Genomic DNA, 14,143 nt, shown 5'->3' on the forward strand with positions numbered 1-14,143 from the left:
AAGCCGGCTCCTACAAGGGGGAGCGGTCGCAAGCCTGGCTGTATGAATCCCCATTCCGCGCAAAAATAGTGGCTCCGTTTCCCGCGGCTGACGACTAGGGTGTAATGACCCTCAGTTTTCAGGACTCGCCATGCATCCCTACTTTTCCCTGCAAGGCCGCACCGCTCTGGTGACCGGCGGCACCCGTGGTATCGGCAAAATGATCGCCAAGGCCTATGTCGAGGCCGGCGCCACCGTGTACGTCTGCGCCCGCGATGCCGAGGCCTGCCAGCAAACGGCTGATGAACTCGGTGCCTTCGGCCGTTGCGTTGGATTGGCTGCAAATCTGGCCACCGAAGAAGGCGTGCAGCAGTTGGCCACGCGACTGGGCGAGCAGATCAGCCACCTCGATATTTTGGTCAACAATGCCGGCACCACGTGGGGCGCGCCGCTGGAAAGCTACCCGATCAAGGGCTGGGAAAAGGTCATGCAGCTCAATGTGACCTCGGTGTTCAACTGCATCCAGCAGTTCTTGCCGCTGCTGCGCAAGGCCGGTTCCGAAGCCAACCCTGCCCGGATCATCAACATCGGTTCGGTAGCCGGAATTTCCTCTTTCGGCGAACAGGCCTACGCCTACGGACCGAGCAAGGCTGCGCTGCACCAATTGTCACGGATTCTGGCGCGGGAACTGGTGAGCCAGCACATCAACGTCAATGTGATCGCGCCGGGGCGCTTTCCGAGCAAGATGACCCAGCACATTGGCAACGATGAGCAGGCGTTGGCCGAAGATACCGCGTTGATTCCGATGAAACGCTGGGGCCGCGAGGAAGAAATGGCGGCGCTGGCGATCAGTCTGGCGAGTACGGCTGGGGCCTATATGACCGGGAATATCATTCCGCTGGATGGTGGATTCAGCCTCTGACACCCGTTTTTGTGGCGAGGGAGCTTGCTCCCCCTCGGTTGCGAAGCAACCGCCTACACCACCGAGTTTCCCCCGGAGAAACTCGGTGAAGGTATTTGGGGGCGCTTCGCACCCAGCGGGAGCAAGCTCCCTCGCCACAGAATGCGCATGGGCTATCATGTCCGCCCTCATTCCCACTTCGACCCAAACCATGACCTACAGCGTTTCCCCCATCGGCTTCGTGCGCTCCTGCTTCAAGGAGAAGTTCGCCATCCCGCGCCAGCCGCAGTTGGCCCCGGCCGCGCGTGGCATCCTGGAATTGGTGGCACCATTCGATCAAGGCGATGCGGTGCAGGGTCTGGAGCAGGTCAGCCATGTCTGGTTGCTGTTCCTGTTCCATCAGGCCCTGGAAGAAAAACCACGACTGAAAGTCCGCCCTCCCCGCCTCGGCGGCAACAAATCCATGGGCGTGTTCGCCACCCGCGCGACACATCGCCCCAATGGCATTGGTCAGTCAGTGGTCAAACTGGACAGGGTTGAAGCCGACCGCCTGTGGATATCCGGCATCGACCTGTTGGACGGCACGCCGATTCTCGACATCAAGCCCTACGTGCCTTATGCGGATATCGTCGACACAGCCTCCAACAGCATCGCCAGCGCCGCGCCGCAGCTGATTGCCGTGAAGTGGACGGATGCTGCGCTGCAACAGGCGCACGGCCATGCTCAGCGTCTTGCAGAGCCTTTGGTCGAGCTGATCGAGCAATGTCTGGCGCAAGATCCACGCCCGGCGTATCAAACGCCTGCACCCGAACGGGAATACGGCGCGCAGTTTTGGGATGTGGATGTGCGCTGGCATTACCCGACGCCCGAGCTGATCCGTGTGCTGGAAATCATCCCCGCAAAAGGCTGAACGCCGGAAACAACTGTGGGAGCGAGCCTGCTTGCGATAGCGGTGTGACAGCCAACATTGATGTCGACTGACACTCCCCCATCGCGAGCAGGCTCGCTCCCACAGGTAAACCAAAAGCAGTTGTTTATGCTTACTTCTCTACGAACGCACGCTCGATCAGGTAATCACCCGGCTCGCGCATCCGCGGCGAAACTTTCAGGCCGAAGCTGTTCAGCACTTCGCTGGTCTCGTCGAGCATGCTCGGGCTGCCGCACAGCATGGCGCGGTCATCTTGCGGGTTGATCGGCGGCAGGCCGATGTCGCTGAACAGCTTGCCGCTGCGCATCAAATCGGTCAGGCGGCCTTCGTTTTCGAATGGTTCGCGGGTCACGGTCGGGTAGTAGATCAACTTGTCACGCAGCGCGTCGCCGAAGAACTCGTTCTGCGGCAAATGCTCGGTGATGAACTCGCGATAAGCGACTTCGTTGACGTAACGCACGCCGTGGCACAGGATCACTTTTTCGAAACGCTCGTAGGTTTCCGGGTCCTGGATGACGCTCATGAACGGCGCCAGACCGGTACCGGTGCTGAGCAGGTACAAATGTTTGCCAGGCTTCAAGTCATCCAGCACCAGCGTGCCGGTAGGCTTCTTGCTGATGATGATCTCGTCGCCTTCCTTCAGATGTTGCAGCTGGGAAGTCAGCGGACCATCAGGCACCTTGATGCTGAAGAACTCGAGATGCTCTTCCCAATTCGGGCTGGCAATCGAGTAAGCGCGCATAAGCGGGCGGCCGTTGGGTTGTTGCAGGCCGATCATCACGAACTGACCGTTCTCGAAGCGCAGGCCCGGATCACGGGTGCACTTGAAGCTGAACAGAGTGTCGTTCCAGTGATGAACACTGAGGACACGCTCGTGGTTCATGTTGCTCATGTACGGGGACTCCTGGAGATTGGGTCTGCGCTTGCTCTGCTATAAGAGCGTTGGCGGTGCGCAATTGCATCGCATTCTAATAGCGACGACAATATCTGTTAACTGGATTATTAAGATAAGGGTTATCGGTTATATCGATATGCGATTTACTCTCCGTCAACTTCAAGTATTCGTCGCCGTCGCCCAGCAGGAGAGCGTTTCCCGTGCTGCGGGATTGCTCAATCTGTCGCAATCGGCGGCGAGCACCTCGATCACCGAGCTGGAACGTCAGTCGAGCTGCCAGTTGTTCGACCGCGCCGGCAAACGCCTGAGCCTCAACGCCCTCGGCAAACAGCTGCTGCCGCAAGCGGTGGCGATGCTTGATCAGGCCAAGGAGATCGAAGACCTGCTCAACGGCAAGTCCGGTTTCGGCTCCTTGGCGGTGGGAGCAACGCTGACCATCGGCAACTACCTGGCGACCCTGCTGATTGGTGGTTTCATGCAACGCCACCCGGAAAGCCAAGTGAAGCTGCACGTGCAGAACACTGCCAATATCGTGCAACAAGTGGCCCACTATGAAATTGATCTGGGTCTAATCGAAGGTGATTGCAGCCATCCGGACATCGAAGTGCAGAGTTGGGTCGAGGATGAGCTGGTGGTGTTTTGCGCACCGCAGCATCCGCTGGCCAAGCGCGGTACTGCGAGCATGGAAGAGCTGAGCCACGAAGCGTGGATTCTGCGTGAACAAGGCTCGGGCACGCGCCTGACGTTCGATCAGGCCATGCGTCATCACCGCAGCTCGCTGAATATCCGCCTCGAGTTGGAGCACACCGAAGCAATCAAACGTGCGGTGGAATCCGGTCTGGGGATTGGCTGTATCTCGCGACTGGCCCTGCGGGACGCGTTCCGTCGTGGCAGCCTGGTGCCTGTGGAGACACCGGATCTGGATCTGGCGCGACAGTTCTATTTCATCTGGCACAAACAGAAGTACCAGACCTCGGCCATGCGCGAGTTTCTCGACCTGTGCCGCGCCTTCACCGCCGGGGTTCAGCGCAGCGACGAGATCGTTCTGCCAGCGATTGCTTAAAGCAGAATCACTGCCCACACCAGCGCGATCATGGTCAGTGCCACGAATTGCGCGGCGCTGCCCATGTCCTTGGCGTTTTTCGACAACGGGTGCAGTTCCAGTGAAATTCGGTCGATGGCCGCTTCCACTGCCGAGTTAAGCAACTCGACGATCAGCGCCAACAGGCACACCGCGATCAACAACGCCTGCTCGACCCGGCTGACGTTCAGGAAGAACGACAGCGGAATGAGGATCACGTTGAGCAAGACCAGCTGCCGGAAAGCCGCTTCACCGGTGAAGGCTGCGCGCAGGCCGTCCAGGGAATAACCGGAGGCGTTGAGGATGCGTTTCAGGCCGGTCTGGCCTTTGAAAGGAGACATAGAGTGAGCAACTGACCGAAAAAGAGTGGGAAAGCTAGATTAACCAAAGTCAAAAAAGCGTGAAGATGCCAACCGTCAGTGGCTCGAAATTGACTCAAGTTGTTGCAGGAGCAAAGCAGCCTGAGTCCGGGTGCGCACGTTCAGCTTACGGAAAATCGCGGTCACGTGGGCCTTGATGGTCGCTTCAGATACGCTCAACTCGTAAGCAATCTGCTTGTTCAGCAATCCTTCGCAGACCATGGTCAGGACGCGGAACTGCTGCGGAGTCAGGCTCGCAAGCCCTTCGCTGGCAGCCTTGGCCTCATCGGAAACGCTGACCGCTTCGAACGCTTGCGGTGGCCAGAACACATCACCGTCGAGGACCGCACGCACCGCTTTCTGGATCACGCTCAGGTCGCTGGACTTGGGAATGAAGCCACTGGCGCCGAACTCACGGGACTTGACCATGATCGTCGCTTCTTCCTGAGCCGAGACCATGACCACCGGAATCTGCGGGTACTGGCCGCGCAACAGCACAAGCCCGGAAAAACCATACGCCCCCGGCATGTTCAGATCCAGCAGCACCAGGTCCCAGTCGGCTTTTTCAGTCAGGCGGGTTTCCAGCTCGGCAATGCTCGCCACTTCCACCAGGCGGACATCCGGGCCAAGGCCCAGGGTCAACGCTTGGTGCAGGGCTGAACGAAAAAGCGGGTGATCATCGGCAATCAGGATTTCGTATGTGGCCATTTTTCAAATGATCCTGTTCTTCAAACAACTCAGTACAGCCACGGAGCTGCACCAACGGGGCACGTTCAACGCCAATCACGTGGTTCTCACGAAGAACACGGCGTATCAAACTTCGGCCGCGCCCCAATCGGCGCCAAGCATGCCCAGCGAAACCGGGGTGGTCAAGGTGCATGGCCAGCACAGTTCTTTGCAGAATCGGAGACAATCAGCCCACATCAGCCACGGCGTTCGGCACGAAAGGCATCAACTCGGCATGTGCGGGGGTTTCAACGTTCATTTCCAACTGATGTTTTGCATCCAGGTAATGTTGGCTGAACACGTCGAAATACGCGTCCAGTGCCGATGCGGCCTGAATATCACCCGCCAGATCGAGGCACAGCGCCGCCACTTCGGCCGTACACAAATGCTCACTGCGGGTAGACCGGCGCAGTCGATAGCGTGACAGCTTCTCGGGCAGCAGGCTCAGGATCGGGAGCCCGTCGAAATATGGACTTTTACGGAAAATCTTCCGCGCTTCAGTCCAGGTCGCGTCGAGCAGGATGAACAGCGGTCGCTTGGTGCTATCGATGTCCACAGTATTAGTCACGCGCTCCGGCTCGACGTACTCGCCTGGAAACACCAGATACGGTTGCCATTGCGGGTCGGCGAGCAACGCCAGTAACTGCGGATCCGGTTCGGTACGTGACCAGATGAACGCATGGTTATCGCGCACCACGTCAGCAATCAGCCAACCCGTATTGCTCGGCTTGAACACTTCCTTGTTGGTCATGATCAGGCACACCCCGGAGCGGGTCTCGACTCGCGGACGCCAGGCGCACAGACAGTGGCTCTCGATGACGCGGCAAGCACGGCAGCGGGTGGCGCGCCAGCCACGGGCCTGAATCGGCTTGATACCTTCCTCTTCGCGTTGATCGCGCAGGCGGGCTACGGCGTTGGGGGCGTGGTTCATCGCAGGCAACGCCGACAAAACGGGGAAATTGACACGAACAACACTCGGCAGGGCAATAAAGGTCGACAGTTTACCAGAGCGGCGGGCGCAAACCTGTACCGTCCGGGCCGCCTCCCCTATAATTCGCCGCCACTGAACGCACAGTCACGTGACGGGTCGAACCACCAGTCACTGAACCAGGAGAGTTTCATGCTGCGCCTTATCGTTCCCACCGCTGCCATTCTGCTGGCGTCGTCCTTCAACGCTCAGGCTGCGTCCTTGAGTGAGCAGAATCTGAACAAAGAGCTGCGAAACGTCGCCGCACAAAGCAGTGTTGGCACGCCTCGGGCGATCAACGAAGACATTCTTGATCAAGGCTATACCGTCGAAGGAACGACGTTGATCAACCATTTGAGCGTGCAAAGCAGCCACGCCAACAAGATGCGCGCTGATCCGAAAGCCGTGTACTTCCAGCTTGGCGCCTCGGTATGCAACAACCCGTCGTTCCGCAAGCTGATGGCCAAGGGCGCGACCATGCGTTACGACTTCACCGAAGTGAAGACCAACCGCTCGGTCGGCTCCGCCAGCTACCAGGAATCGGATTGCCCAAAAGCGACCACGAAGAAGAAATAATCAAAGAGGCTTGGCGCGCCGCTGTTCATCCTCGGCGCGCAGTTCTGCCAGTAATGCCTGCAAGTAACGAGAGTGCGGCTCTGCCCCCTCCAGTCGTCGGCAACACTCCTCTTCGAGACTCAGGTGATGGGTCTCGGCCGATGACTTCAATAATCGATACAGTTGCGTATCGATCTCTATCTCCAGAATGACTCTGGCCATGGCTCCCGCCTCCTTGCACCTCACTCTCGTCGAGCGATAAATCCTTTAACCGCTAGTACCGTGCGCCCTGCCGTTGACGCAAAGTTGTCGTGTGACGCCTGTAACTTAGTAAATCAGAGTGGCGGACACTCGGCGCGCGTTCGGACGGGCGGTGAAAGCACTTTGCAAATCGTCAATAAGCGGTTGCCAGGAAAGAGTTTGCGGCGCAATGATCAAGGCAGCGTAAATCACTGCGAGGGTCTAGATTTCAGGTATCCGCGTTCAAATTTTCAAGGTCGGAAAGGGGCCGCCCATTACGCTTTGTGTTGTGAGAACGTTTCTTTCATCCAAGGGAAAAACAGAACCTGTTTGGATGACCCGATGACTATTCGGGTCAAGTGGATCGCCCAGGCATGGGCCTGGGCAGACAGCGATACAGGATGTGTCGTGGCATCGACGACTGCGTATTGATGCCGAAGGTTCTGTGCAGAAGGAGAAGTTGAATGCCTTACCAACCGAATGACCTCCTGAGCCGTCATTTCGAAGAAAGCGGCCACGACCTCATCAGCAAGGTCGAAGAGCAACTCAGCCTTGTTTCACCCAACAGCCCGAACATCCCGATCTACCGCGATATGATCCTGACCGTGCTGCGCATGGCCCAGGAAGACCACAACCGCTGGAATGCCAAGATCACCCTGCAAGCCCTGCGCGAACTGGAGCATGCCTTCCGTGTGCTGGAGCAGTTCCGGGGACGACGCAAAGTCACCGTCTTCGGCTCGGCCCGCACACCGATAGAACATCCCCTGTACGGACTGGCCCGAGAACTGGGCGTCGCGCTGGCACGCTCGGACCTGATGGTCATCACCGGCGCCGGTGGCGGCATCATGGCTGCGGCGCATGAAGGCGCCGGCCTGACACATAGCCTGGGGTTCAACATCACCCTGCCCTTCGAGCAACATGCCAACCCCACCGTCAACGGCACCACCAATCTGCTGCCCTTCCACTTCTTCTTTACCCGCAAGCTGTTCTTCGTCAAGGAAGCCGATGCGCTGGTGCTGTGCCCGGGCGGTTTCGGCACACTGGATGAAGCGCTGGAAGTGCTGACGTTGATCCAGACCGGTAAAAGTCCGCTGGTGCCGGTGGTGTTACTGGACGCACCAGGCGGCAAGTTCTGGCAAGGCGCGCTGGACTTCATCCACCACCAACTCGAGGAAAACCGCTACATCCTGCCCACCGACATGAAGTTGGTGAAGTTGGTTTACAGTGCCGAGGAGGCGGTGGAACAGATCAACCAGTTCTACAGCAATTACCACTCCAGCCGCTGGCTCAAGCATCAGTTCGTGATTCGTATGAACCACTCGCTCAGTGACCGGGCACTCGAACACATGCAGGAAAAATTCGCCGACCTGTGCCTGAGCGATCATTTCCATCAACATGCTTACAACGGCGAGGAGCACGACGAAGCGCAGTTCAGCCATCTGGCGCGATTGGCGTTCACCTTCAATGCCCGCGATCATGGGCGTTTGCGCGAGTTGGTGGATTACATCAACCTGTCGGAAAACTGGGCGCAAGCCCAACCTCCAGCACAACAGCGCACGCGGGAGTCCTCAAAGGTTACGTGAGGCATAAAAAAACGGCCCGCTATCGAAATAGCGAGCCGTTTCAGTCAATCGTCCATCCCTCGACCGCTGAACAAGCGGTTGATCATTTCCATGGAATATCCCCGATACGCCAGGAACCTGCCTTGCTTGGCACGTTCCCGGGCGTCGATTGGTAAATGCCCGGAAAACTTGCGTCGCCAAGTGTCTTCCAGTTGTTCCGACCAACTGATACCGCTCTCGCGCAAGGCGAGTTCGATGTCGCTGCGTTGCAGGCCGCGCTGGCTCAACTCTTCGCGAATACGCAAAGGGCCGTAACCGGAACGAGCACGGTAGGCGACGAAACTTTCGAGGTAACGGGATTCGGACAACAGCCCCTCTTCTGTCAAGCGGTCCAGGGCGGTTTCGATCATTTCAGGGAGAGCGCCGCGCTGACGCAACTTTCGCGTCAGCTCGACCCGACCGTGCTCGCGTCGTGCGAGCAGGTCCATTGCGGTTCGCCGCACCGCGACGAGTGTATCGAGTACGGCGGTCATCGGATTGATCAGATATCAGCGTCAGCCAGGTCGTCTTGAGTCTCTTTGACTGGGGAAGCCTTGACGTCCGGCGCCGGGGTCAGCAGTTTGTCGCGCAGTTGTTTCTCAAGGGTCGCGGCGATTTCCGGGTTATCCGCCAGGAACTTGGCCGAGTTGGCTTTACCCTGACCGATCTTGGTGCCGTTGTACGCATACCAGGCACCGGACTTCTCAACAAAACCGTGCAACACACCCAGGTCGATCATCTCGCCATTGAGGTAGATGCCCTTGCCGTAAAGAATCTGGAACTCGGCCTGACGGAACGGCGAAGCCACCTTGTTCTTCACAACCTTGACGCGGGTTTCGCTACCGACAACCTCGTCACCTTCCTTCACCGCGCCAGTACGACGGATATCCAGGCGAACCGAAGCGTAGAACTTCAGCGCGTTACCACCGGTGGTGGTTTCCGGGCTGCCGAACATCACGCCAATTTTCATACGGATCTGGTTGATGAAGATCACCAGGCAGTTGGCGTTCTTGATGTTACCGGTGATTTTACGCAGCGCCTGGGACATCAGACGGGCTTGCAGGCCCACGTGCATGTCGCCCATTTCGCCTTCGATTTCAGCCTTTGGCACCAGCGCCGCCACGGAGTCGACGATGATCACGTCAACCGCGTTGGAACGCACCAGCATGTCGGTGATTTCCAGGGCTTGCTCACCGGTGTCCGGCTGGGAAACCAACAGGTCATCGACGTTGACGCCCAGTTTGCCGGCGTACTCAGGATCGAGGGCGTGTTCGGCGTCGACGAATGCGCAGGTCGCGCCGGCTTTTTGAGCCTGGGCGATCACGGACAAGGTCAGCGTGGTTTTACCGGAAGATTCAGGACCGTAGATTTCAACAATACGGCCTTTAGGCAGACCGCCAATGCCCAGTGCAATGTCCAGACCCAGAGAGCCAGTAGAGATGGATGGGATCGCCTGACGGTCCTGATCGCCCATACGCATTACGGCACCTTTGCCGAATTGACGTTCGATCTGACCCAGGGCCGCAGCCAAGGCTTTCTTCTTGTTGTCGTCCATTAAAGTCCTCACGTAATCAATAAGGCCTGACGGCCAACACCTGTATAAGTAGCCAGTATTATTCCACAGCGTTTGAGGATCGCCTACCCCTGATTTGAGATTTCTCCCGCGGCATGCCGCAGCAGCCCCTCTAGCGCGGCCTTCACCGTTTGTCGGCGGACCTCGTCGCGGTTGCCGGGGAAGTGCTGCACTTCGCTGAACACCTGCTCACCGACGCCCCAGGCCAGCCAAACCGTGCCTACGGGCTTGCTCGGCGAACCGCCATCCGGCCCGGCCACGCCACTGACTGCCACGGCAAAACGCGCGTGGCTTTTTTCCTGCGCGCCACGAACCATGGCCTCGACCACCTCGCGACTGACCGCCCCCACCGTTGAAAACAACTCGGCCGGGACATTCAACTGCTGGGTTTTCTGTCGGTTGGAATAGGTGACATAACCGGCCTCGAACCACGCCGAACTGCCCGGAATCCGGGTGATCGCTTCACTGATTCCGCCACCGGTACAGGACTCGGCGGCAGTGACGTGGGCATTGAGAACCTGCAAGCGTCTGCCAAGTTCAGCAGCCAGTTGGGTGATTTCTTTCACGGTCATCTCCTGATCGACGGAATGGGACTAACGTACACGAGCAGATTGAGCTTGCAAGACTTGGAGACGATCAAAATGTGTATGCCTGGTCTTCCATTGAATGCGGCAAAACCATGACTCAAGGCTGATCGTCTGGAGCATAGGACGGCCGTTTAGTTACGCCGACGCGCCGGGCGATCCAGCGCTCATATAACCCGATGATCACTTCGTATCTGCCATTGTCGAAACACACCGCATGGCGTTCGCGCCTGCGTCCGACAGACCGCCCATGTTAATCTTGCGCCCATTGCGGAAAAGCCGGGCGATTGCCCCACTTTTGCCCCACACCTTTCAACGAGTTTTCCGATCCCCAATGAATAAAGCCCTTTCCGACCTGTCCTCCCACACGCCGATGATGCAGCAGTACTGGCGCCTGAAAAACCAGCACCCGGACCAGTTGATGTTCTACCGCATGGGTGACTTCTACGAGATCTTCTATGAAGACGCGAAGAAGGCCGCCAAGTTGCTGGACATCACCCTGACCGCCCGTGGGCAGTCGGCAGGCCAGGCGATTCCGATGTGTGGGATTCCTTACCATGCCGCCGAAGGTTACCTGGCGAAACTGGTGAAGCTCGGCGAGTCGGTGGTGATTTGTGAGCAGGTCGGCGACCCGGCCACCAGCAAAGGTCCGGTGGATCGTCAGGTGGTGCGGATCATCACGCCGGGGACGGTGAGTGACGAGGCGCTGCTGGATGAACGTCGGGACAACCTGATCGCTGCGGTATTGGGCGATGAGCGCCTGTTCGGTCTGGCGGTTCTGGACATCACCAGCGGCAACTTCAGCGTGCTGGAAATCAAGGGCTGGGAAAACCTGCTGGCGGAACTGGAGCGGGTCAACCCGGTGGAGTTGTTGATCCCGGATGACTGGCCGAAAGATCTGCCGGCGGAAAAGCGTCGTGGGGTTCGTCGCCGCGCGCCGTGGGATTTCGAGCGCGACTCGGCGCTGAAAAGTCTTTGCCAGCAATTCTCCACCCAGGACCTGAAAGGGTTCGGCTGCGAAAACCTGACCCTGGCCATCGGGGCTGCCGGTTGCCTGCTCGCCTACGCGAAGGAAACCCAACGCACCGCCCTGCCCCACTTGCGCAGTCTGCGCCATGAGCGCCTGGACGATACCGTGGTGCTGGACGGCGCGAGCCGTCGCAACCTGGAGCTGGACACCAACCTGGCGGGGGGGCGCGACAACACGTTGCAATCGGTAGTCGACCGTTGCCAGACCGCCATGGGCAGCCGACTGCTGACCCGCTGGCTGAACCGGCCATTGCGCGACCTGACCGTCCTGCTGGCGCGCCAGACCTCGATCACCTGCCTGCTCGACCGTTACCGCTTCGAGAAACTGCAACCGCAGCTCAAGGAAATCGGCGATATCGAACGGATTCTCGCGCGGATCGGCCTGCGTAACGCACGGCCCCGTGACTTGGCCCGCCTGCGTGACGCCCTTGGCGCACTGCCGGAGTTGCAAGTGGCGATGACCGAGCTGGAAGCGCCGCACCTCAATCAACTGGCTGCGACGACCAGCACCTATCCGGAACTGGCGGCGTTGCTGGAAAAAGCCATTATCGATAACCCGCCCGCGGTGATCCGCGACGGCGGCGTGTTGAAGACCGGCTACGACAGTGAACTCGACGAACTGCAATCGCTCAGCGAAAACGCCGGGCAATTCCTGATCGACCTCGAAGCGCGCGAAAAGGCCCGCACCGGGCTGTCGCATCTGAAGGTCGGCTACAACCGCATTCACGGTTACTTCATCGAGCTGCCTAGTAAACAAGCCGAATCGGCACCGGCCGACTACATTCGTCGCCAGACGCTTAAAGGTGCCGAGCGCTTTATCACGCCGGAACTCAAGGCCTTCGAAGACAAGGCACTGTCGGCCAAGAGCCGCGCACTGGCCCGGGAGAAAATGCTCTACGAGGCACTGCTCGAAGACCTGATCGCACAATTGCCACCATTGCAGGACACCGCCGCGGCGTTGGCAGAACTGGACGTACTCAGCAACCTGGCCGAGCGCGCATTGAACCTCGACCTGAATTGCCCGCGTTTCGTCAGCGAGCCATGCATGCGCATCAGCCAGGGTCGTCACCCGGTAGTCGAACAAGTGCTGACCACGCCGTTCGTCGCCAACGACCTGAGTCTCGACGACAACACTCGCATGCTGGTGATCACCGGTCCGAACATGGGCGGTAAATCCACCTACATGCGGCAAACTGCTTTGATCGTGCTGTTGGCGCACATTGGCAGCTTCGTTCCTGCGGCCAGCTGCGAATTGTCGCTGGTTGACCGGATCTTCACCCGGATTGGCTCCAGCGATGACTTGGCCGGCGGGCGTTCGACCTTCATGGTCGAAATGAGCGAAACCGCGAACATTCTGCACAACGCCACCGAGCGCAGTTTGGTGTTGATGGATGAAGTCGGTCGCGGCACTAGCACCTTCGATGGCTTGTCGCTGGCCTGGGCGGCAGCAGAAAGACTCGCACAGTTGCGGGCTTATACGCTGTTCGCCACCCACTACTTTGAGTTGACGGTTCTGCCAGAAGCCCAGCCGCTGGTAGCCAACGTGCACCTCAATGCCACCGAGCACAACGAACGCATCGTGTTCCTGCACCACGTATTGCCGGGGCCTGCCAGTCAAAGCTACGGCTTGGCCGTGGCGCAGCTGGCCGGTGTGCCCACCGAAGTGATCGTGCGCGCCCGGGAGCATTTGAGCCGACTGGAAGACACCGCCCTGCCCCATGAAGCGCCCAAGCCCGTCAAGGGCAAACCGGCCGCGCCGCAACAGAGCGATATGTTCGCCAGCCTGCCGCATCCGGTACTGGATGAGCTGGCCAAACTCGATCTGGACGACATGACACCACGTCGCGCACTCGAAATGCTCTATACACTAAAGACACGGATCTAACGCATACGCTTGCAAGCTGTTAGAATCTCGCGCGGTTTGGGATGCTGCAGGCTTTTAGCCTGGTCTGCAGACTATCGCTCCCAAACCTTGCGACCCCCACGTGAAGGGGCGCAGCAAGCCGCGCCTGAGGAGAAAACTAGAAATGACCTTCGTCGTCACCGACAACTGCATCAAGTGCAAGTACACCGACTGCGTAGAAGTGTGTCCGGTGGACTGCTTTTACGAAGGCCCGAACTTCCTGGTGATTCACCCGGATGAGTGCATCGACTGCGCACTGTGCGAACCTGAATGCCCTGCTGTGGCCATCTTCTCGGAAGATGAAGTTCCAGCTGGAATGGAAAACTTTATCCAGCTGAACGTTGAACTGGCTGAAATCTGGCCGAACATCACTGAACGTAAAGATCCATTGCCAGACTCCGCTGAATGGGATGGCAAGAAAGGCAAGATCGAACATCTCGAACGCTGATTACCCCCGCGTTCCCAAAAAAGGCCCCACAAGGGCCTTTTTTTTCGGCTTCAAAAATCATCAGGAACACAGTCAACGCGATACCCGTAGGAGCCGGCTTGCTGGCGATGGGTGCGCCGCGCTCAACCAGACCGTACGCGTTATCGTTAACGACCATCACCAGCAAGTCGCCTCCTACAGGGGGAACGCGTACACCAGAAGGTAACGCATGATCGAATTGGCGAGTGCGTAATCGGCGTTTAGCGGGCAAAAAAAGGGGCGGTTTGACCCGCCCACATTTTTTCCATATTCCCTGTATTCCTTTTCATCGTCCTGATGAATCGCGTCCTGCGATGTCCATTCCCCTCATCCTTGAAGGGCGTGTCGGTCCGTTG

Annotated in this window: 15 protein-coding genes; 7 read left to right on the forward strand and 8 right to left on the reverse strand. The window is 58.6% G+C overall.

All coding sequences use genetic code 11. The features are described 5' to 3' along the window. Positions 1 to 130 precede the first annotated feature (130 nt). Both NL64_RS20320 and tsaA read left to right on the forward strand, forming a co-directional pair. Positions 131 to 901 (forward strand): SDR family oxidoreductase, encoded by a 771-nt coding sequence (locus NL64_RS20320; protein ID WP_034149861.1) that lies wholly within the window; start codon positions 131 to 133, stop codon positions 899 to 901. Between the two features lie 190 nt (positions 902 to 1,091). Continuing rightward, positions 1,092 to 1,790, forward strand: coding sequence for a tRNA (N6-threonylcarbamoyladenosine(37)-N6)-methyltransferase TrmO (gene tsaA / locus NL64_RS20325; protein ID WP_034149908.1), 699 nt, complete (start codon positions 1,092 to 1,094; stop codon positions 1,788 to 1,790). Positions 1,791 to 1,920: 130 nt separating this feature from the next. Here the strand turns inward: tsaA and fpr are convergent, their stop codons facing one another. Continuing rightward, positions 1,921 to 2,700, reverse strand: coding sequence for a ferredoxin-NADP reductase (gene fpr, locus NL64_RS20330; protein WP_008054100.1), 780 nt, complete (start codon positions 2,698 to 2,700; stop codon positions 1,921 to 1,923). A 139-nt stretch (positions 2,701 to 2,839) separates the two neighbouring features. On the opposite strand from fpr, the gene NL64_RS20335 reads away from it, so the two are divergent. Then, the gene (locus NL64_RS20335; RefSeq protein ID WP_034149862.1) at positions 2,840 to 3,766 is read left to right on the forward strand and encodes a LysR family transcriptional regulator; all 927 of its coding nucleotides are present in this window, start codon (positions 2,840 to 2,842) and stop codon (positions 3,764 to 3,766) included. Here NL64_RS20335 and NL64_RS20340 read toward each other — a convergent pair. From NL64_RS20340 to NL64_RS20350, 3 genes are all read right to left on the reverse strand, one after another. After that, positions 3,763 to 4,125, reverse strand: a complete 363-nt coding sequence (locus NL64_RS20340) for a diacylglycerol kinase (protein ID WP_034149863.1) — start codon at positions 4,123 to 4,125, stop codon at positions 3,763 to 3,765. The two genes, NL64_RS20335 and NL64_RS20340, sit on opposite strands and share 4 nt — an antisense overlap. Positions 4,126 to 4,200: 75 nt before the next feature. Then, on the reverse strand, positions 4,201 to 4,851 hold the full coding sequence (gene erdR / locus NL64_RS20345; RefSeq protein ID WP_034149864.1) for a response regulator transcription factor ErdR: 651 nt from the start codon (positions 4,849 to 4,851) through the stop codon (positions 4,201 to 4,203). Between the two features lie 205 nt (positions 4,852 to 5,056). Next, the gene (locus NL64_RS20350; protein ID WP_034149865.1) at positions 5,057 to 5,800 is read right to left on the reverse strand and encodes a tRNA-uridine aminocarboxypropyltransferase; all 744 of its coding nucleotides are present in this window, start codon (positions 5,798 to 5,800) and stop codon (positions 5,057 to 5,059) included. A 189-nt stretch (positions 5,801 to 5,989) separates the two neighbouring features. Here NL64_RS20350 and NL64_RS20355 point away from each other — a divergent pair, with 189 nt between their 5' ends. Continuing rightward, positions 5,990 to 6,412 carry a PA3611 family quorum-sensing-regulated virulence factor gene (locus NL64_RS20355; RefSeq protein ID WP_034149866.1) on the forward strand — a complete coding sequence of 141 codons (423 nt, stop codon included), beginning with the start codon at positions 5,990 to 5,992 and terminating at the stop codon, positions 6,410 to 6,412. On the opposite strand, the gene NL64_RS20360 is transcribed toward NL64_RS20355, so the two are convergent. Beyond that, entirely contained in the window at positions 6,413 to 6,613 is a 201-nt protein-coding gene (locus NL64_RS20360) for a hypothetical protein (RefSeq protein WP_034149867.1), read from the reverse strand. 482 nt (positions 6,614 to 7,095) lie between these two features. Between NL64_RS20360 and NL64_RS20365 the strand changes: the two genes are divergently transcribed. Continuing rightward, the gene (locus tag NL64_RS20365; protein WP_034149868.1) at positions 7,096 to 8,214 is read left to right on the forward strand and encodes a TIGR00730 family Rossman fold protein; all 1,119 of its coding nucleotides are present in this window, start codon (positions 7,096 to 7,098) and stop codon (positions 8,212 to 8,214) included. A 44-nt stretch (positions 8,215 to 8,258) separates the two neighbouring features. On the opposite strand, the gene recX is transcribed toward NL64_RS20365, so the two are convergent. From recX to NL64_RS20380, 3 genes are all read right to left on the reverse strand, one after another. Further along, positions 8,259 to 8,726 carry a recombination regulator RecX gene (gene recX / locus NL64_RS20370; protein WP_034149869.1) on the reverse strand — a complete coding sequence of 156 codons (468 nt, stop codon included), beginning with the start codon at positions 8,724 to 8,726 and terminating at the stop codon, positions 8,259 to 8,261. 8 nt (positions 8,727 to 8,734) lie between these two features. Beyond that, entirely contained in the window at positions 8,735 to 9,787 is a 1,053-nt protein-coding gene (gene recA, locus NL64_RS20375; protein ID WP_034149870.1) for a recombinase RecA, read from the reverse strand. An 83-nt stretch (positions 9,788 to 9,870) separates the two neighbouring features. After that, positions 9,871 to 10,371 (reverse strand): CinA family protein, encoded by a 501-nt coding sequence (locus tag NL64_RS20380; protein WP_034149909.1) that lies wholly within the window; start codon positions 10,369 to 10,371, stop codon positions 9,871 to 9,873. 352 nt (positions 10,372 to 10,723) lie between these two features. On the opposite strand from NL64_RS20380, the gene mutS reads away from it, so the two are divergent. Next, entirely contained in the window at positions 10,724 to 13,303 is a 2,580-nt protein-coding gene (gene mutS, locus NL64_RS20385; RefSeq protein WP_034149871.1) for a DNA mismatch repair protein MutS, read from the forward strand. A gap of 142 nt (positions 13,304 to 13,445) precedes the next feature. After that, positions 13,446 to 13,769: a ferredoxin FdxA gene (gene fdxA / locus NL64_RS20390; RefSeq protein ID WP_034149872.1), complete on the forward strand. Its 324-nt coding sequence runs from the start codon at positions 13,446 to 13,448 to the stop codon at positions 13,767 to 13,769. The last annotated feature ends 374 nt before the right edge of the window (positions 13,770 to 14,143 follow it).

Source organism: Pseudomonas fluorescens (assembly GCF_000802965.1).
In the GTDB taxonomy this organism is placed as follows: Bacteria; Pseudomonadota; Gammaproteobacteria; order Pseudomonadales; family Pseudomonadaceae; genus Aquipseudomonas; species Aquipseudomonas fluorescens_A.